The sequence below is a fragment of the Dyadobacter sp. CY327 genome (assembly GCF_021390415.1).
GTDB lineage: Bacteria > Bacteroidota > Bacteroidia > Cytophagales > Spirosomataceae > Dyadobacter > Dyadobacter chenhuakuii.
On sequence record NZ_JAJUXJ010000007.1, the window covers coordinates 918,935 to 938,293 of the forward strand.

Below are 19,359 nucleotides of genomic sequence, written 5' to 3' on the forward strand. Positions count from 1 at the left end.
AGGTGCTGACTATTGAAATTTGCCATTTACCGAGCGGCCCGTCCAGTCATCTGTCCGGAAACTGCTGGCTGGAAATCCATCGGTGCTGAATAAGTTTGCTTCTTCGGGGGCGTCCGACCAGGCATATCTCACAGAAGCCGGCCGGGGGACTTTTGGATGGGAAATTTCCACTGTATTTCCTTTGATCTCCGCTTTGGCATAATAGAAAACCTTGTCGTCTCCAGCGATTTCGAATCCTTTGAGATAACCATACCGGTCTTTAACCATCAGCCCGTTTTCCGCATGCTTGAATGTTACAACTGCTTTACCATCAGAGAATTGTACTTTGTCGTAAAGCGGGGAAGCGTAGGGGATGTTTTGTCCATAATCGTTTTTCAATGCTTGTGTTGCAAGCCTGTGTGCGACATCCTGCTTATTAGTAGGGTGAATGTCGTTTGGATTTCCAACGTCGGTACTCACGGCCATTCCTGTTTTTGGCAGGCTTAATGTCATATTTTGTGCCTCGCGCAATTCGGCCCAGTAACTTCCCTTATTGCTGTCTTCATCCTTTCCAAAGCTTGAAAGCTGCACCCAGTAAAATGAAAAATCATCATTCCAAAGTTTACGCCAGTCGTTGATCAGCAAAGGGAACGATTTACGATATTGGTAAGCGCGCATTGTGTTTGCCTCGCCCTGATACCAAAGCGAGCCGCGGATGGCAAAAGGGATCAGCGGGACGATCATTGCATTGTAGATGCTCGTGCCGACATTGTTCATCAAATGCGCATACTCGTGTTTTTCAGCGAAAGAAGGCATTAAAAACCAATCTTTGGCTAGCGGTATCTTGTTCGTCCCGTCTTCGACAAAAATATCCGTCGCTTTGCCCATCATACCCGGCCCGAACCAGGGCGTTCCCACCATGCTTCCATGGGCAATAACGAGCTGATTTTTGCCTTCTTTCCATGTATTGGCAGGGACATTGATTTTGCGTACACCTTTGGATTGGGTTTGACCCACCAATTTTCCATTGATATAGATCTTGTTCGGACTGTCGTTCTCCGCCAGGGATAATGTGGTTTCTTTCCCAATCATATCAGCGGTCATCGTTACTTCTTTGCCCATGTAGGCCTTTCCACGATAACCCATCACGCCTTTCCAGTCCCATTGTCCCACCGGATCGGCCGTTTTCATCCAGATTGAAAAGTCTGCATTTCCGCTGGTGTATTTTTGCTCATCTGCTGCACTCGGCGTAAATGAATCACTTTTGAAAAGCGTTTTTCTGAGCTTGGCATCCATCATCAGGTCTGCTTCCTGCCATGTTTTGGGCAGATTCTGCGCGTAAGTTTTCAGCTCATCTTCGCCGAGCATGCCTTCCTTACTGATCCAGCCCTCCACTTGCGAGCCGCCCCAGGAAGAATGCAGCAGACCAATAGGAATGTTGAGTTTTTGATATATTTCCCTCGCAAAGAAAAATCCGATCGCCGAAAATCCACCGACGGTTTCAGAAGATGAGATTTTCCATTCACCGGAAGTCAGATCGGTTTCAGGTTGCAATGTTACGTTGTGTTCGACCCGGAAATGACGGATTTGCGGGAAATCGGCGTTCTGTTTTTCAATCTCAAAATCCTTTGCAGCAGACACAGGCCATTCTATATTCGATTGCCCGGACAAAAGCCACACTTCACCGATAAGTATATCATTAACAGCCGCTTGTCCCGATTTCGCTGACACATTGAGCTTATGTGGCCCGCCAGCTTCCATAGGATCAAATTTAACCATCCATTTGCCGGATGCGTCCGCTTTGCCTTGCAATGTCTGCTGCGCCAGCGTCACTTTTACCTTTTCTCCCGGCTTCGCCCAGCCCCAGACCGGAATGGGCTTTTGTCTTTGTAAAACAACGTGATCAGAAAACAGACGGGCGAATTTCACCTGCGCAAAAACGGACGTGTTCAGCAGCAGGAAAAGAAAAAGGAAAATGTGTTTCATCAATGTTCGAAAAAGTTTGTAACCCCTTTAAAACACCTCCGGGGTGCACTTTCTACTTAAAGCCCTAACTTTACAGATGCATTGTTCCTGCATTGCATGGATGTTAGCCACAACTTATTTAGAATTTAATACATGTTATCCATCGTTATCTGTTCAGCCAACGCGGAGGATCTGTCCATTGTGAAAGAAAACATCGCGCAAACAGTCGGCATTGCGCATGAGATCATTGCTTTTGATAATCGTTTTGAGAAAAAAGGCATTTGCGAAGTTTACAATTGGGGCACGCAGCAGGCCAGATATGACATCATTTGCTATATGCATGAAGATGTGGAGATCAGGACGCACGGGTGGGGGCAAACGGTGATTGATATTTTCTCCAATGATCCCGAAGCGGGCGTTCTTGGTGTGGCTGGTGGCGGCTATAAGTCGCTGGCTCCTTCGGGCTGGTATCAGGTGGATTTTCACTATGAGGAGCGCGCATTTCAGAATGTTTTGCAGGGATTTAAATTCAACAGCAAAGAAGAAATTCATGCATATCACAATCCAGGGCAGGAGAAATTAAGCCAGGTCGTTTGTGTGGATGGTTTGTGGTTTTGCACGCGTAAAGACATTGCATTGCGCTTTCCCTTCGACGCTAAGCTCTTGCCGGGGTTTCATGGATATGATCTGGATTTTTGTCTCAGCGTGTATCCCGAATACAAAGTGCTGGTCACGTTTGAAATCTTAATGAAACACGCTTCTGAGGGGAATTTTGATAAAAAATGGTTTGATCAAATCCTTAAATTACACCGGAAATGGTCAAAAATCCTGCCGCTTACCACGGCTAACATTAGCGACAGAGAGCTTTATCTCACGGAGAGACGGTGCTTTGAAACGGTGATTGAAAAGATGATCCACTGGGACTATTCTTTTTATCAGATCCATAAAATGCTGATGAGTATGAGAAAGTCGCGTATACGGAAAAAGCTTTTTTTTAAATCCTATCAGCATTTGCTTAGGTTGAAGCTGGGTCTTCGTCCTCTTTCCCAAAAAAGCTGAAATATCTGGCCCAGAACAATTTCGCTTTCAATCCCCAGATCTGGCGGTAAACAAACGCACGCTTGCTGGCTTTGCGGTATTTTTGAATGTAGTATAAAATGTCGAAATGCCTGCCGATGAGTCGCGCGTAACCGAATGATATCCAGGTGTCAAGCCGTCTTTCAAACAATTCGACCAGTCGGTTGAGGAATTCCGGGTTTCTGTTCTTTTTAAATGTTGCGCAGTATTTGATCCATTTCAAATCGCGTCTCAATTTCTTGATATCGCGGTTCTCGTGGTATTTTTTCCTGATCTTTTTCCGTTTGTTAAGGATATCGGTCGAGGTTTTCGGGTGCTGCCGGTAATTCACAAGCGGAATGTCGACATACTGGATTGTACCCAGATTAACAGCGACATATGCGATCCAATGGTCATGAAAGTGATCCGCGTCGAAGGGAAGGATATCAGCGACGAGCTCGCGCTTAAAAAATAAGCTGTGACCGGAAACGCAGTTGAAAAAATAAAACACTTCGGGTTGATCGCCGCTATACAAATTGATAATGCTCGACATTTTCAGGTCCAGCAGCTTTCCGCCGTCTTCCATAAACCGGGAATCGTGGTAAACCAGCTTATGCGTTCCTATATTGTCCAGCATAATCTGGATCTTGTCGAGATTCCAGGTGTCGTCCTGATCCGATAACGCAATAAATTCTCCGTTGCAGAGCGTGATGGCTTTCTCGAAATTCTTTACATATCCCAGATTCACCTCATTTTCATAAACCTTTAAAAAAGGATATCGCTGCTGGTAATCCTTTAAAATCGCCCGCGAAGCATCGCTGCTGCAATCGTCCACGGCTATGATTTCGAGATTCGGATATCGCTGATTAACCAGGGTATCGAGTTGCTCCTTCAGGAACTTCTCTCCATTATAAACGCAAAGCGCGATGGATACGAGTGGAGATGTACTGCCCCGATGAGGAGGTGAATTGAATGTCATATGCATTAAAGGAACGTTTTTGCTAATGGCCCCCAGATTTTTCTTAGGGTAAAGAAAAATTTACTCGAACTGTTTTTTTTCAAAAGCCTCAGTAAATAATTCCTGTCTTTCCATATAGCCTGGCCGTAAGCAATGCTCATAAAGGAAGCATTCCGGTCTAGACTTAGCTTGTATAATCTGGTAATCAGGTGAGCAGACTTGTCGGCAGCTTTCGCTGCGCAAATTTTAAGCCACTCACTTTCTCTTTTGAGTTCAGTAATCTTTTGCCCGGTGGACCTTGAAGTCGTGCGCAAGGCAAGTATGTCTGTATTATTTTTCTTGTGCTGCCGGTAACGGACCAGGCATTTATCTACAAAATCAATAGACCCGTTGCTGGTGGCAATGTATGCAAGCCATTGATCATAATGAAAGCCCTCAGGAAATGGAAGCGCATAGGCAAGCAGCGATCTTTTCATGAAGATACTGTGGCCGGAAACGCAATTGAAGTACAAAAAAACCTCGGGCCGGTCGCCGCGGTAAAAGGCAAATTTGTCGGATATCCTGGCGTCCATAGACTTTCCTGATTCATCGATAAATTCCGAATCGTGATAAACCAGCAGATTGTTTTGGATCGCTTCGAGTTGTAATTTCAGCTTATCAGCATGCCAGATATCGTCTTGGTCGCAGATGGCGATAAAGTCGCCTTCGCAAAGTTGCAGTGCCTTTTCGAAATTCTTGTTGTATCCCAGGTTCTGGTGATTGCGATGGATCTTAAAACGGTTGTCGCGCGCTGCATAGCTGCTTAGTATAGTCAATGTTTCGTCTTGCGAAAAGTCGTCTACGATTACCAGCTCCCAGTCTTGAAGGCTTTGGGAAAGGATGGAGTCCAACTGTTCTGACAGGAAATCACTGCCATTGTAGGTGCACAATGCTATCGAAATGAGCGGCTTGTTTTCCATCAAATATCGCTGAATTGCTGCATATCAATCAGTCGCTTGTAAAGCCCCTCACGTGCGATGAGCTCCGAATGATTGCCCTGCTCTACAATCTGACCATCCTCCAAAACCACAATCGAATCTGCTTTCTGAATGGTGCTCAACCTGTGCGCGATCACCAGCGAAGTCCTGTTTTGCATCAGATTATTCAATGCTTGCTGCACAAGTTTTTCCGATTCCGTATCCAATGCAGAAGTTGCTTCATCCAGCAACATGATCGGCGGGTTCTTCAAAACAGCCCTGGCAATGCAGATACGTTGTTTCTGTCCGCCAGACAACTTCATCCCACGGTCGCCGATGTTACTATCATATCCATCTTCGGTCTCCATGATGAAATCGTGGGCATTGGCCACCTTCGCCGCAGCCGTCACTTTTTCTGGCGTAGCATTGGGATTTCCAAAGGCAATGTTATTATAGATCGTATCATTAAAAAGCATCGATTCCTGGTTTACAACCCCGAAAAGTGCCCATAGCGATTCCATTTTTACTTGTTTTACATTCCAGTCGTCGATGGAAACACTGCCTTCCTGCGCGTCAATAAAGCGCGGGAGCAGGTCCATGAGTGTGGATTTGCCGCCGCCGGAGGGCCCTACCAGTGCAATGGTTTTTCCCTTCGGAATGGTCAGGTTAACGGATTTGAGAACCGGTTTTGCCTGATAAGCAAAGGAAACGTTCTTTAATGTGAGTGCATGATTAAATTCTTTCAGGTCGACGGCGTCAGGCGCGTCCTGGATCTCTGGTTTTTCATCGATCAGGTCCAGAACCCTTTCGCCGGCTGCTATACCCGCATGAATGGTGCTGAAAGAATCCGTTAACGCCTTGGCAGGACGCATTACCTGAGAAAACAATGCGATATAGGCGACGAATTTGGACACGCTCAGGTCGGACTGGTTATCCAGAATGAGCGAGCCGCCATAAAGCACGATGATCGCCACCATTGTAACGCCCAAAAATTCAGAAACGGGCCCGCTCAACTGCTGCCGGCGCGCCATCTTGCGTCCCAGGTCGGAATAGCGAATGTTTTCTTTGTGAAATTTATCCTTAATGTCCTCTGTCGCATTGAATGCTTTGATGATCTTGATCCCCGAAAGCGCTTCATCCAGATAGCTGATCATTAAACCGAACAAGTGCTGTGCTTCCTTCGCCTGCTCTTTCAGCCTTTTTACAATTTTTGAAATGATAAAAGCGGAGATCGGGATAACGAGGATGGCGAAGAATGTAAGCTTGGCGGATGTTGCAAAAAGCATGAATATGTAAGCCAGCAACTGCAAGGGCTCCTTAAAAACAACCTGCAATGTTCCCGTCACCGAAAACTGGACAACCTGCACATCGGACGCGATCTTTGAAATAATGTCCCCTTTACGCTGATTGCTGAAATAGCCCGCGTGCAGGTTCATTACATTATTAAAAACGGTTTTTCGCAAATTAAGCAAGGTGTGGATCCGGAGATTTTCCATGACCCGCTGCGAGAAATATTTGAAAATATTGGAAAGTAAGATAGAGGTAACGATCACTGCGCAGACCAGTTGCAATGCGCCATGCGGACCGTAAGCGTCGTTGGCTTGTTGTGCGTAATAGTTTAGCATGCCCGTAACATCCCAGGCATCGGGTTTTGGTATCACTTCGGCCCCGTCCTTATTGTTATTGAACAGGGTGCTCATCAATGGAGCAAGCAGTGCGAGGTTAAGCGTATTGAAAATGACCCCGAGGACTGTGAAAAAGATATAGGGGACTGCAAATTTGGCAATGGGCTGGGCAAATGATAGTAATCGGAAGTATGTTTTCATTATGTGGAAATGGCATATTTAGCATACGCCTGAAAGTAAAACAGCCGAAAATCCTAGAATTTCCGGTTGAGGGTGCAAATTAATGCTTATCGCTTTAAATCGCTGACAATAACTATAATTTTACGACCTGCTTGTATTTAAGCATCATTTTAATGTTTTCAATGACGTCATTGATCCCGATGTTGGATTTATGATGTTTCATCTGGGTTTTGAACGCGGTTTTCTTCACCGAAAGTTCGTTCATATTACGCAGGAAGTCAAGATAGGCTTGTGCTTTATAGAATTGAAGTGTAATGATGCTGGGGAGCACGTCGCTGAGAATGACCTGCATATGATACAGATTCAGGTCAATGCCGTGCAAATGCAGGTGATGCATGTAGTAACGGTTCCTGAAATAGATCCTTTTGACAGAATAATTGTCCTTATGGCCCTTGGTGCTCGCAGAAACCTCGTGGCGGCAAACTGCATTGTGCTCATAATAGCATTTCCAGCCCAGTCTCCACGCACGGATCGACATTTCCTGGTCTTCGCCGTAATAAGGGTTGAACATTTCATTGAAACCATTGATCGCTTTCAGCTTCCTGGTGTCCATTAAAGCAATGGCGCCGGAGAGATAGAATGTCGGTGTCAGCGTATCTGAATCTTTCAGATAAAAGAAGTTGCTTGGTTTGATCTTCCTTCCCAGGATCTTCGGCGAACGTGCAGCATCCAGGATGTTATCGTCTTCCATACCAATAATGCGTCCCATTACACCGAAAGTGTCTTCCAGTTCGAAGTATTTATAAAGTTTTTCAAAATAACCTTCTTCGAGCGTAACGTCTGTATTAAGCAGGAAAATGAGATCGTTGGTGGCCTTTTGAATGCCCAGGTTGCAGGTGTGGGAAAATCCCGAGTTCTTTTCCTTCCGGATAATGGTAATGTTATTCCCGTAATGTTCTTCCAGATATGCTACTGAATCGTCACTGGAAGCGTCATCAACGATTATGATTTGGACCTTTGTGCCCAGGGTATTGAGAATTTTGTAATTATTCTCGAAATATTTTTCGAATAAATGCTTTCCGTTGTAATTCGGAATTACTACCGAGATGCTTTTCATCAATCTTACAATTTAAGTGTAGAGTATATGGTTTACCCGATAGTTGTCTGTTTAATTAAAATCCTTAGTTTCAGATTTACTGGCATCAATCATCAATTATTGAACCACTTACTTACTTTCAGGAACCTGCATTGGCCGCCGGAAAACGATCCGGCTTTTTTGGCAAGCGCACAGAGTCATTAGAGGACTCCGGGTCCTGTGTTCTTTGTTTCCGAATTTTATAAGGGTGAAGAGGGAATAGTAACTGCAGATGCTGGTGGAAATAAATGTCTTTTACTTAGCTTTTCCAGGCATTATGCTTAGAGTTAATGTGATTATTATCATTTCGTGTATCTATACACGTATTTTGGTTAATTTGATGCAGGCAAGATATGTTTTTTCCAAGATCATTCATCGATTCCATTGTTTTTATTTTCATAGCCGAAATATCGTTTTCTACCTTTCAAGCTTCGTTTTATACGACGTAAGAAGTTTAAAAATGGTTGGAATCGAATTGCAAGAATTTGTCAAAAAAACATAATCGCTAATTATTAAGCGGCCGAAAGAGCCTCATACTCACCTCTAACTATGCCGCATTTTGGCGAAAAAAAATTATTAGTATGTGAAAAAAAATACGCACTTATTGAGCATCCAACTTTTTATCACTTCTCTTTGTTGCTATCTTAACTGTGCGTTCTGTTGCCAGGAAGCAACTGCCATGAGAACGCTGGCAGCAGCAAAAAATTTTAAGTGACCGTGCATGAAGATGAATAACCCTGGAACTAACATGATTGCAGGCGATCCTGTTCCCGCCACAACGTATAAGCCGGCACGGGGCGTGGCCAGTCTGGTCGAAAGCCATTTCGAGCGCCACCACGTATCTGTAAGGAGCCATTACGATCAGGAACTGGCGCCTAAGCCCGACGCCCGGACCATTGAAACCATTATTGATACAACTTTCTGGGCGAGCCTGCGGAGGGAAGAGGGGCGTTCTCCCAAAGTTTCTATAGCATTCCTGCCGCCCGAAGATGCCGAAAGCCCCCTGATTTTCAGTGAAAGGCTCACATTATCAGCAAATACGCTTACCAAGCTTGCTCCTGCTGTGGAACGTTCTGGGATACATCTGGGTGTCTGGATGGAAGGCAATGAGCTGTGCATCTGGGGAACCACAAGGGTTATTCCCGGGCTGTGTTTTGTGCTCGAAGTGGTGGAGCCGGGGATGCTCGTGATCAAGCACAGGCGGGTGGATGGCTTCGGAAAGTTTGTCAATGTCGCTGTTCTGAAGGGAGATCAGGTGAAAATTGTGGACGAGAATAGCGGCAGGGCGCGTGATTGCCCTTCGGTTATTAATTCCATGATCGGATTTACTTCTTCGACATTGTGGAGCGATTCGCTTAACCTGCTGGTTCAGCTGGCGGTTTCCATGCGCGCCCACGAGCGGGGAGGCATCTTATTGGTTGTGCCCAACGGAAAGGACGATTGGAGAAAGTCTATCATTCACCCGATTACCTATCACGTTCAACCTTCATTTTCCGAACTGGCAGAACTGAACAGAAAATACATAGAAGATCCCAACCCGATCGGCTGGCAATCACAATTGAGCTCGGCTATTAACGGCCTGGCCGGGTTGACCGCCGTGGACGGCGCAACGATCATCAATGATAAATATGAATTGCTGGCTTTCGGGGCCAAGATCGGGCGGACTGCGGAAGGTCGGCCGGTGGAGGAAATGCTGGTAACGGAGCCCGTTATAGGGAACGTGGGCCAGGTTATGCACCCGGTGCAGCATGGAGGCACAAGGCACTTGTCGGCAGCACAATTTGTGTACGATCAGCGCGATGCTATTGCGCTCGTTGCGTCGCAGGACGGACGCTTTACGATTTTTTCCTGGGCTCCCTGTGAAGGAAAAGTGCAGGCGCACCGGGTCGACGCATTGCTGCTATAATACAATTCAGGTCAGCCGAACAATTCGAGCTGGCCTGAGTCTTTTGATCTTCTCGACCGGACTTCCAGCTCCCCGAAGTTGGACAGCGAAATGCCCAGCAGGCGCACGGATTTTTCTTCCAGGTCTACTTTCGCCAGAAGATCTTTCGCTGTTTCAAGGATAATGTCCAGGTCGTCCACGGGCGAGCCGAATGAATGGTTCCGGGTGATCTGGGTGAAGTCGCTATACTTTATTTTTAATGTAATGGTGCGGCCTTTGAGCTGTTTTTTGTGCAGCCGGTTGAAAACCGTAACACCGATCTTATCCAGCTCCTTATGCATTTCGTCAATGGTGGAGAGGTCGTACATGAATGTATCTTCCGCACCCAACGACTTGGTTTCCCGTTCTGTTTGCACTTCCCGGTTATCAATTCCCCGCACGATCTTGTAAAAGAAATGTCCTGTTTTTCCGAAATGACGGACCAGCTCGTTTTCAGGTAATTTTTTGAGGTCTCCGCCTGTAAAAAGCTGCATCCGCTTCATCTTATCGGCTGTGACTTTGCCTACTCCGAAAAATTTTTCGACCGGCTGCGCATTGATAAATGCTTCTACTTTGGAAGGCCCTATGAATGTCAGACCGTCAGGCTTATTAATGTCCGACGCGATTTTTGCCACGAATTTATTGACCGAGATCCCGGCAGAAGCAGTCAGGTTGAGCTCCGTTTTAATCGCTGTTTTGATCTGTTCCGCAATATCCAGGGCTGAGCCGATGCCCAGCTTGTCCTCTGTAACGTCCAGAAATGCCTCATCAAGCGAAAGTGGTTCGATCAGATCGGTGTAGCGCGAGAAAATCTCCCTGATATGCGTGGAAACGGCCTTGTAAACCTCAAAACGCGGCCGAACGAAGATTATGCCGGGACACAGCTGGATGGCCTTGCGCGAGGACATAGCCGACCTTACTCCGAATTTCCGCGCCTCATAACTGGCTGTGGCCACCACGCCGCGGCCGGTAGGCGAGCCTCCGACGGCCAGCGGCTTACCCCGGTATTCCGGAAAATCGCGCTGCTCAACGGACGCGTAAAAGGCATCCATATCAATATGGATTATCTTGCGCACCGGTAAAAAAGCAGGTTCTGACATGATCAGATTAGCGGGTATGATTTTAGGTAAAACAAATTAAATAACTAAGAATTCGCATCACTTGCTGGTTTTTTTACGTAAGTATTTATGAACCGGTGCCGCTTTAATTACAAACCAGTTTTTTTATATCAATCTGATTCCCGGAATTTTCCCGATGCGATACTTTTTACTGCGATTAAAATACATTGTCACCAGCCTGCTGATTGCATTTTTACTGACCCAAAGCGCTCACGTACGCGCGCAGGATAGATGCAGCACTATGGATTTACTTAATATGCGCTTCACGCGGCAGCCGGCACTCAAAATCATGTTTGACCAGCGGGAGCTGCGCCTCAAACAAGCGATCCGGCAGCGGAATGTGATAGGAAAGTCATTAAAAACCACAGCGAATGTTACTATTCCTGTGGTTTTTCATGTTGTATCAAACAGGCAGTCGCTCATAACCGATGAACAGATCCTGGCGCAGCTTGACACGATTAATGCAGACTATGCGGGTATTAACGGAAGCGCGAGCCGCGTTCCGTCGCATTTCAGGGCACTGTTCGGGCAGTCGGGAATCCAGTTTTGTCTGGCCCAGCGTACACCCAATGAAACACCTACAACCGGGATCGAGCGGTACCCAACTTCCCGCGCAAATTTTGACTATACTACGAATTTGGTAAAACATGCTGAAACGGGCGGCGCTACTGCTTGGGACACAGATCGTTACCTGAATATCTGGATCTGCGACCTATCGGGCGGGACATTGGGATATGCGACATTCCCGGATGACGGCGTGCCCGATGAGCAAGGCGTGGTGATTGACTTTGGCAGCTTGCCAGGCGGAAATGTGGCCGGTTATAATGCCGGAAAAACCCTGACACACGAACTGGGACACTTTTTCAATCTGTATCACATCTGGGGCGACGACAATGGCGGCTGCAACGGAACAGACCAGGTGGACGACACGCCAAACCAAGGCAATAGCACAGGCACATGTCCAACAGGCATCCAGACAGACAATTGTACCCAGACCGCGCCGGGCATCATGTATCAGAATTACATGGACTATACTTCCGACAACTGCCTGATAATGTTTACCAAAGGGCAAGTAGTGCGGATGGATGAATCATTTAACCTTTCCCGGTTGTCCCTGGCAAGCTCGGATGCCTGCACGCCCTTGAACCTGAAAAACAAAGACGCTTCCCTTAAGGCCATCACACGGCCTGACCAGCGGATCTGCGCCAATTCACTAACACCTCAGGTTGTGCTGGAAAATCGGGGAAAAGAAACACTTACTTCTGTGAACATTAATGCAGTGATTGACAACGGCACCGTGCAGACTTTCAGGTGGACGGGTTCATTAGCGACATTTGAAGAAACAACTGTAAATCTGGGTGCACTTTCCACCGTGGAAGGAAACCATATCCTTACCATCACCACTTCCAACCCGAACGGCGCTGCGGATGAGAATACGGCCAATGACGAGCAAAGTCTGACCTTTATATATTATGAACCGTTCGCTGCACCGGTTGTGGAAAGCTTCGAAAGCTTATTCCCGCCACAAGGCTGGGATATTGTGAATGAAGACGCAGGCACGACTTGGGAGAAAACCACAACCGCTGCCAAAACCGGCGCTGCATCTGTAAAGATCTCCAACTTTGGTAACGAGGCCATTGGTGAGCGCGATTACCTGAGATCTCCAACCGTCAACATTGCGGGCACAGATTCAGCTTATGTGTCGTTCCAGCTGGCGGCGGCGACCTATACGAATTCAACGGTGGAAGGCAATGTCTGGGATACATTGCAAGTAATGGTCAGCACCGATTGCGGGCAGACTTACACCAGCGTTTATAAGAAATGGGGACCTTCGCTGGTGACAAGGACTGCCGCCACGCGAACTGCATTCAGGCCCACTGCTAATGAATGGCGCAGTGAAGAGATCAACATTACCAGTTTCATCAACCAGGGAGAAGTGCTTATTGCATTTGTAAACTCCAATGGAAATGAGAATGATATATTCCTGGATGATATCAATATCCGGACGGTGACCATTAATCCGAATCTGAAAGAAGCCGGGTTCCTTGTAACGCCAAACCCGACGAGTGGAAAAGTCTCAGTACAGTTTTATCCGCGGCCCGAAGGATTAAGGTCTGTTTCCATTTATAATGTTTCGGGACAAAAAATTGCTGAACAGCAGATAGCCGGGGAAGTAAGCAGCAATGTGTACGACTTCGACCTGACGAATTATGCGAGTGGTTTGTACATTGTCAAAGCAGAATTTACAGATCGCGTGCTCACGAAGAAGATTGTCAAAAACTAGAAACGGGTCATTGAAATTTACATTCAAAGGCATAAAAAATCGGCTTAACCGCTTGTTACAGACAGGTTAAGCCGATTTTCATTTTAAATAATTAATAAATCCTTTTTACAACAACTTTGCTGTTTGTCTGCGCGATAGCAAACTCTTTTGCATTCTCGTTGGGCGGGGAAATGAAGATCTGCTTTTTCTTCTTGCCATCAGTACTTACCCAGTTGGCAGAATATATTTCGGGCAATGTTCCGGCATAGATCGGGTGGTTGTCGGAAAACATGAACACTTCTTCTTCCTCGTAGGCCAGTTCCAGATCGCTTCCTTCGATCACGTCACAGATTATTTTCAACTTGCCAAAGTCATCATCTACCAAGCCTTTTATCCTTGCTTTCCCGAAAAAAGGATCTTCTTCAAAATCCCAGCGGATATAATATTCGATTACATTTCCTATCTGAGAATCAATATAATCGGCGGTCAGCAGTTGTTCCTGGCTCATGGTTGTATTTAGTTTCTTGCACTCCTTTTTATAAAGCAAATCTCAATCCCAGGAGTTATGGGCATTTTGACAAATGTAATCTTAACGTGCATGTTTCCAAAAATAATCGCTTCCGATCGCGAATTAATTTGGAAATAAAAAAATTATTCTAGCCGGAAATCTGCGTCGTTTTTTGTAACCGCTGCTGACATATACTTGTGAAGGTTAGCACGTGCGAATCGCTGTTATCACCGCTGGAAACATAGCGGTATGATTTTTGTCGTGCACTATACGTATTCATTTCAGGACTCAGTCCTATCACTTAGCCAAACGATAAATATATGCAAACAACTCAACGATTAGGTGAGGTAGAGCCTGGCACGGGCAATCTCATTTTTCAGAGGGGTAGGGTCTTGCTTTTGTTTTGCCTGCTCGCAGTTACAAGCACCTACGCGCAGCAGGTAACACCCGATTCCGCTAAAAAAGATTCCCTGCCCAAGCCCGCAGCACAACCCATTCCGGCGCAATCGCCAGCCGCCACTCCCGCGGCACCAGCACAAGCAACACCGGCAGCGCCGACAAAACCCGCAACCGATACCCTCCCAAAGACAAAAACATCTACTGATACAAGTTCCGCAGCCCCGCTCGTAAAGCCAACCCAGAATTTTGACCCCCTGGTAAAACCAGCAGCGAAGCCGGATTCTACGGCTCGGCCGGGTGCGGCTCGGCCGGGTGCGGCCCAGCCGGGTGCGGCACAACCACAAGCTACGCCAGCCGCAGGAGCTGCAAAGCCCGACAGTACGAAACAGCAGACGCCGGTTGGCAATGTTCCTGCACAGCAATCGGCAACGCAGCCGGCACAACCCGCAGCTGCGCAGCCAACCACCGCGCACCCCCCCGTCGGACAACCAGTCTCAACTCAGCCGGATTCGTTGAACCTGAATGGTAATCCACAGGCCGGGCCGCAGTTAGGCGCAGATGCCAAGCCCGTTTCAGGGAAAGTTGTTGATGAGAAAGGCCTTGGATTGCCCGGTGTCAGGGTCCTCGTAAAAGGAACGGAAATCGTTTCCGAAACGAGTCCGGAAGGGACGTTTGAGATGAAGGTGCCTGCTAAGGGAGCCATTCTTGTCTTTACTTTTATTGGTTTTGCAACGAAAGAAGTCCCGGTAGGAAACCAGGCAAAGTTTAATGTGCAGCTGGTTCCCGAAGCCAAAGCCTTGAATGAAGTGGTTGTGGTAGGTTATGGAGCCCAAAGCAAGCGCGATCTGGCGAGTTCGACTTCCCGGGTTTCGTCCCAGGAATATAAATCGGCTGTCGTGAATACAGTGGATCAGGCATTGCAAGGTCGCACCACGGGAGTTTCGGTGGTCGAATCTTCTGGTGAACCGGGAGCGTCCACTGTGGTGAGGATCCGGGGAAATAATTCATTGAGCGGCAATAACGAGCCGTTATATGTGATCGATGGCTTTCCTATGCCTCCTTACCGGGAAGCGGGCGCAAACTTTACGGGCGCTTATTCTCAAAATGGATTGTATGGCATTAATCCCAATGACATTGAGAGCATGGAGATCCTGAAAGATGCATCGGCAACGGCCATTTACGGTTCCAGAGGTGCTAACGGGGTTGTTTTGATCACTACAAAATCGGGTAAGCGTGGCGAAGGTCGTGTGGAACTGGTGAATAAAACCTCTTTCGGGACGATCGCTAATCCGATCAAAATGATGAATTCGCGGCAATATGCAGAAACCATCAATGAAAGCTATATCATTTCCGGACGCCAGGCACCATTTGAAAATCTGGATAGCGCGCTTACAAACACCGATTGGGTAGAGGCAGTAACGCAGCCCAGCTTCCGCGAAGATATTACGCTAAGCCTTTCCGGCGGCAGCCCGAAATCTTCCTATTACATATCCGGAAATTATCTGAGAGAAAAAGGAACGATCATTAATTCCAATAACAACAGGGCCAGTTTGAGGGTTAACCTCAATAATGAGATCAACGATTGGTATAATGTAAAAGGCCAGGTTGCTTTCACCAGGCAGAAGTCTAACCGCGCCGTGACAGCCTCGCGCGCATGGCCCAACTCGGGTGGTTTAATGGACGGCCTTCGTGCCGCTCCAACACTTGCGGTGGACTATCTGGGAAACAACAGCCTGGGAATCCCGAACTATCAGGGTTACTATTTTGCCAATCCTGTAAATGAGCTAATGGCCAAGCACGATGTTACGCAGAACGATTATTCGGTGCTTAACATTGAGAATTATTTCAAGCTCGCTGATGGTTTGCAGCTTGTGGTCAGCCTGGGCGGTAACCAGAATCTGACGCGCAGAAATGTATTTCTGCCGCCCAGCACAGCCGATGGAAACCAGGTTAAAGGTCGCGGTAGCAACAACACATCCAATACGTATAGTTATAACGTCAATGCGTACTTCCAGTACGAAAAGACATTCAAGAAAGATCACTATCTGAATTCGACATTGGGTGTGGAATATAACGACCAGACTGTTGAATTCGTCAGCACTAACTATTCCGGTTTTGATGTTCCGTTTTTCGGTGTCGACAACATTGGAAGTGCGCAATCCCAGGGCATCGGTTCCTTTAAAGAGCAGCGGATATTACAGTCAGGCTTTCTTCGCGCCAATTATACTTACAAAGGAAAGTATGTGTTAAACACTTCCGTAAGGATCGATGGTGCTTCGGCTTTTGCCGCCAACAATAAATATGGCGTGTTTCCATCCGTAGCGCTTGCGTGGAACCTGGAACAGGAGGAGTTTATGAAGAGCGTAACATTTGTGTCCAACACAAAGCTTCGGGCTTCTTTCGGTGAGACGGGAAGCCAGGCCATCGGCCCTTATTCTTCATTATCCCAATACACCAGCGGATTTTATGAAATGGGACCTGGCGGCGACGGCAGCGTAATCAATACGGGCATTTATCCGAACTCCATCGCCAATCCAAACCTAACCTGGGAACGTACTCGCCAGTTTAACATCGGAGCAGATTTTAATGCAGCGCGCGACAGATTGGTTTTCAGTTTTGATTATTACAATAAAGTAACGTCAGATCTGCTGCAACCCAGGAAAGTGCCTACGCAATCGGGTGTGGGGACAATTATCGATAACTACGGGACAATGCGTAACCGCGGGGTGGAGCTTAGCATTCAGGCAAACATTATCCAGAAGAAAAATATAACATTCTCTTCCCGTTTGAATCTTTCGCGCAATATAAACACATTGGTCGACCTGGGAGAACGTACACAGCCTGATTATGTGAGCATCAATGGAAACTTGCTTGGAGGCGTTTCGGGTATACTCACGCCGGGTGAGGAAGTAGGGCGCTTTTTCGGCTTCCGCGTGTCGGGTTTGACGCAGACTTCCTCCTTCGACAGCAACGGAAATCCTACTTTCCCGACATTTGAAGGACCGCGTCCTGCGGGTTCAAAAGGCACACCGCTTTACGGTGCCTGGATTTACGAAGATATAAACGGCGATAACATTATCACTGCCGATGACCGGATCGTGTTGGGCAAATCAACGCCCGACTTTACGTTCGGTTGGAGCAATGATCTGACCTGGCGCAATTTCTCAGTAAATGCACTCTTTACGGGTTCTGTTGGGAATGATGTCCTGAATCTTACCAATTTTTACATTAATAATGGTGTGGTCGATTACGGCGGTGTAGGATTTAATCAGTCTGAGGATTGGTACAACAACCGCTATACCGAATCAAACCCGCATAACAATGTAAAATATCCTGGTATTCAGCGCGGGATTGCTTCGGGGGACATTAACTCTACCATGCTGGAAGACGGCAGTTTTATCAGATTAAAAATGCTCAGCCTTTCGTACACCATCCCAAGGTTAGGGCCCGTTCAAAATCCGCGCTTGTTTGTGACTGGGACCAATATCTGGACGGCAACAAAATATACAGGTTTTGATCCTGAGGTGAGTTCCTACGCGCAGTCGCTGCTACAACAGGGCATTGACTATGGCGCTTATCCGTCACAACGTTCGTACACCATTGGCATTTCCTGCAATTTCTAATTCAGATCAAAGCACTATCAATATGAAATACCATATTAAAATTACGGCAATGCTTGTCCTTGCGCTGGGCATTGTTTCCTGCAAAGACAACCTGGAAGAATCTCCATATTCGTCGTTAACCAAAGAGGTTGTATTTAAAGACGAAGACGGCCTCAATCAGGCAACCATAGGGGTGTACCAAGCCTGGACGGCGCCCGATTTTTCAGATATATCGAGCCGGTTTATCCTCACAGAATCGGGGCATCGCTATGCTACTGCTGGCATTTTGGGCTCTGGTTCAGACCCTTATTATCGGTTCGGGCATGTTTCGACTTCCGGTGCTTTCGAGGCAGTTTGGTCACGGTTTTATAAGATTATTTTCAGGGCAAATACGGTTATCGACAATGCGGCCAGGGCTGTTCCGGGTGAAGAAGAGGAAGCCGATCCGTACATTGCCGAGGCGCGTTTTCTGAGGGCTTACGCTTATTTTAACCTGGTAAGGCTGTTTGGCGGTGTGCCTTTGCTGTTGAAAGAAATCAATTCTTTATCAGATGAAGATTTGATTTTTGCTCCGAAAGAAACGGATGTGGCTGTCTACGAAGCCATTATAGCTGATTTGACCTTTGCGGAAGCAAACCTGCCCGATTCGCGTGGTGGTGCCGAGCTCGGACGCGTGTCTGCGGGAACTGCTAAGGCCATGTTAGGCAAAGTGTATCTGACAATGGCGGGGAAACCGCTGAATAAGACGGAAAATTACCAGAAGGCGGTTGACAAGTTCAGCGAGATAGTAGGTCCGGCGAATGAGGAGAAGTTTGATTTCGAACTCATTCCGGATTTTGCTGAGGTGTTTTCGCTGGACAATGAACGCAACCGGGAGATCGTGCTTTCTTTCGGCTATTTTGTTAATTCGTCGAATCCAAACGGGAACATTCTTCCTTTCAATCTTTTCCCCTCAGGGCTGGTTAATGGTGACGAGCAGACGAACTACGGTTTGACCTATGATTTTTATAAATTATTTGAAAAAACAGATACGCGCAGGCCATTCACGCTTGTGGACAGATATGTTTTCAAAGGCGGCGCCAGGGCAGGGGCGGAAGAGGGGGATAGCATTATCTATAATCCTGAGATCGGCAACTATGTGAACAAGCGCACCAAAGCTTCTCTGGCACATGATGACTTCAAATATGGCATAGCCTATGGCAAGCTGGCAAGGGTTGCCCGACCTGCCGGGGCCGCGGTGCAGGGATACAGCGCTGACCTGATCGAGTTGCGTTTTTCGGATGTGTTGCTGTGCTATGCAGAAGCATTGCTCGAAACAGGCAAAACGGCACAGGCATTGCCGATCCTGAACCGTGTTCGCGCCCGCGCTAAGGCTACGCCTTCGAAAGCAACTGCGGCTGCGGCTCTTCGCACTGCTATCCGGACCGAACGCCGGTTGGAGCTTACTGGCGAAATGACAACCGTTTTTGACATTCGCAGGTGGGGCACATTGCAGCAAGAAATTGCGGCAATGTCAGAAGATCAAATCGTGGATAATGTGCTGATTCCGTATTCGCCAAGACTTGAATTGTATCCGATTCCGCAGTCGCAAATTGATGCGAATCCGAATTTGAGACAGAACGACGGCTGGTAAGATTTCACAAGGCCAACTAAATTTAAGAGACTTTCTGGTTCGCCGGGAAGTCTCTTTT

Annotated in this window: 12 protein-coding genes; 5 read left to right on the plus strand and 7 right to left on the minus strand. The window is 47.1% G+C overall.

The genetic code is table 11. The features are described from left to right. Nucleotides 1-9: 9 nt before the first annotated feature. Complete coding sequence (locus tag LZG74_RS20295; RefSeq protein WP_233798329.1) at nt 10-1,965, minus strand: sialate O-acetylesterase; 1,956 nt, start codon at nt 1,963-1,965, stop codon at nt 10-12. A gap of 132 nt (nt 1,966-2,097) precedes the next feature. Here LZG74_RS20295 and LZG74_RS20300 point away from each other — a divergent pair, with 132 nt between their 5' ends. Beyond that, a complete protein-coding gene (locus tag LZG74_RS20300; protein WP_233798330.1) occupies nt 2,098-3,003 on the plus strand; it encodes a glycosyltransferase in 906 nt (301 codons plus the stop codon). On the opposite strand, the gene LZG74_RS20305 is transcribed toward LZG74_RS20300, so the two are convergent. The 4 genes from LZG74_RS20305 to LZG74_RS20320 form a co-directional block, all read right to left on the minus strand. Then, a complete protein-coding gene (locus LZG74_RS20305) occupies nt 2,960-3,985 on the minus strand; it encodes a glycosyltransferase (RefSeq protein WP_233798331.1) in 1,026 nt (341 codons plus the stop codon). The genes LZG74_RS20300 and LZG74_RS20305 overlap by 44 nt on opposite strands. After that, nucleotides 3,985-4,917 carry a glycosyltransferase family 2 protein gene (locus LZG74_RS20310; RefSeq protein WP_233798332.1) on the minus strand — a complete coding sequence of 311 codons (933 nt, stop codon included), beginning with the start codon at nt 4,915-4,917 and terminating at the stop codon, nt 3,985-3,987. Before LZG74_RS20310 ends, LZG74_RS20305 begins: the two co-directional genes overlap by 1 nt. Further along, entirely contained in the window at nt 4,917-6,740 is a 1,824-nt protein-coding gene (locus LZG74_RS20315; protein WP_233798333.1) for an ABC transporter ATP-binding protein, read from the minus strand. Before LZG74_RS20315 ends, LZG74_RS20310 begins: the two co-directional genes overlap by 1 nt. Before the next feature lie 112 nt (nt 6,741-6,852). Continuing rightward, nucleotides 6,853-7,836: a glycosyltransferase family 2 protein gene (locus tag LZG74_RS20320; RefSeq protein WP_233798334.1), complete on the minus strand. Its 984-nt coding sequence runs from the start codon at nt 7,834-7,836 to the stop codon at nt 6,853-6,855. Nucleotides 7,837-8,575: 739 nt separating this feature from the next. Here LZG74_RS20320 and LZG74_RS20325 point away from each other — a divergent pair. Continuing rightward, a complete protein-coding gene (locus LZG74_RS20325; protein ID WP_233798335.1) occupies nt 8,576-9,760 on the plus strand; it encodes a putative sensor domain DACNV-containing protein in 1,185 nt (394 codons plus the stop codon). An 11-nt stretch (nt 9,761-9,771) separates the two neighbouring features. On the opposite strand, the gene dinB is transcribed toward LZG74_RS20325, so the two are convergent. Further along, nucleotides 9,772-10,878, minus strand: coding sequence for a DNA polymerase IV (gene dinB, locus LZG74_RS20330; RefSeq protein ID WP_233798336.1), 1,107 nt, complete (start codon nt 10,876-10,878; stop codon nt 9,772-9,774). Nucleotides 10,879-11,137: 259 nt separating this feature from the next. On the opposite strand from dinB, the gene LZG74_RS20335 reads away from it, so the two are divergent. Further along, the gene (locus LZG74_RS20335) at nt 11,138-13,180 is read left to right on the plus strand and encodes a M43 family zinc metalloprotease (protein WP_233798337.1); all 2,043 of its coding nucleotides are present in this window, start codon (nt 11,138-11,140) and stop codon (nt 13,178-13,180) included. 91 nt (nt 13,181-13,271) lie between these two features. Here the strand turns inward: LZG74_RS20335 and LZG74_RS20340 are convergent, their stop codons facing one another. Then, nucleotides 13,272-13,667 (minus strand): hypothetical protein, encoded by a 396-nt coding sequence (locus tag LZG74_RS20340; protein ID WP_026632093.1) that lies wholly within the window; start codon nt 13,665-13,667, stop codon nt 13,272-13,274. 320 nt (nt 13,668-13,987) lie between these two features. On the opposite strand from LZG74_RS20340, the gene LZG74_RS20345 reads away from it, so the two are divergent. Together LZG74_RS20345 and LZG74_RS20350 are read left to right on the plus strand one after the other, a co-directional pair. Beyond that, on the plus strand, nt 13,988-17,689 hold the full coding sequence (locus LZG74_RS20345) for a TonB-dependent receptor (RefSeq protein WP_233798338.1): 3,702 nt from the start codon (nt 13,988-13,990) through the stop codon (nt 17,687-17,689). Nucleotides 17,690-17,711: 22 nt separating this feature from the next. After that, entirely contained in the window at nt 17,712-19,301 is a 1,590-nt protein-coding gene (locus tag LZG74_RS20350) for a RagB/SusD family nutrient uptake outer membrane protein (protein ID WP_233798339.1), read from the plus strand. The last annotated feature ends 58 nt before the right edge of the window (nt 19,302-19,359 follow it).

Coding starts and splice junctions, on each gene's coding strand:
- LZG74_RS20295 (WP_233798329.1), bottom strand. CDS start 1,965: ATGAAACACATTTTCCTTTTTCTTTTCCTGCTGCTGAACACGTCCGTT.
- LZG74_RS20300 (WP_233798330.1), top strand. CDS start 2,098: ATGTTATCCATCGTTATCTGTTCAGCCAACGCGGAGGATCTGTCCATT.
- LZG74_RS20305 (WP_233798331.1), bottom strand. CDS start 3,985: ATGCATATGACATTCAATTCACCTCCTCATCGGGGCAGTACATCTCCA.
- LZG74_RS20310 (WP_233798332.1), bottom strand. CDS start 4,917: ATGGAAAACAAGCCGCTCATTTCGATAGCATTGTGCACCTACAATGGC.
- LZG74_RS20315 (WP_233798333.1), bottom strand. CDS start 6,740: ATGAAAACATACTTCCGATTACTATCATTTGCCCAGCCCATTGCCAAA.
- LZG74_RS20320 (WP_233798334.1), bottom strand. CDS start 7,836: ATGAAAAGCATCTCGGTAGTAATTCCGAATTACAACGGAAAGCATTTA.
- LZG74_RS20325 (WP_233798335.1), top strand. CDS start 8,576: ATGAAGATGAATAACCCTGGAACTAACATGATTGCAGGCGATCCTGTT.
- dinB (WP_233798336.1), bottom strand. CDS start 10,878: ATGTCAGAACCTGCTTTTTTACCGGTGCGCAAGATAATCCATATTGAT.
- LZG74_RS20335 (WP_233798337.1), top strand. CDS start 11,138: ATGGATTTACTTAATATGCGCTTCACGCGGCAGCCGGCACTCAAAATC.
- LZG74_RS20340 (WP_026632093.1), bottom strand. CDS start 13,667: ATGAGCCAGGAACAACTGCTGACCGCCGATTATATTGATTCTCAGATA.
- LZG74_RS20345 (WP_233798338.1), top strand. CDS start 13,988: ATGCAAACAACTCAACGATTAGGTGAGGTAGAGCCTGGCACGGGCAAT.
- LZG74_RS20350 (WP_233798339.1), top strand. CDS start 17,712: ATGAAATACCATATTAAAATTACGGCAATGCTTGTCCTTGCGCTGGGC.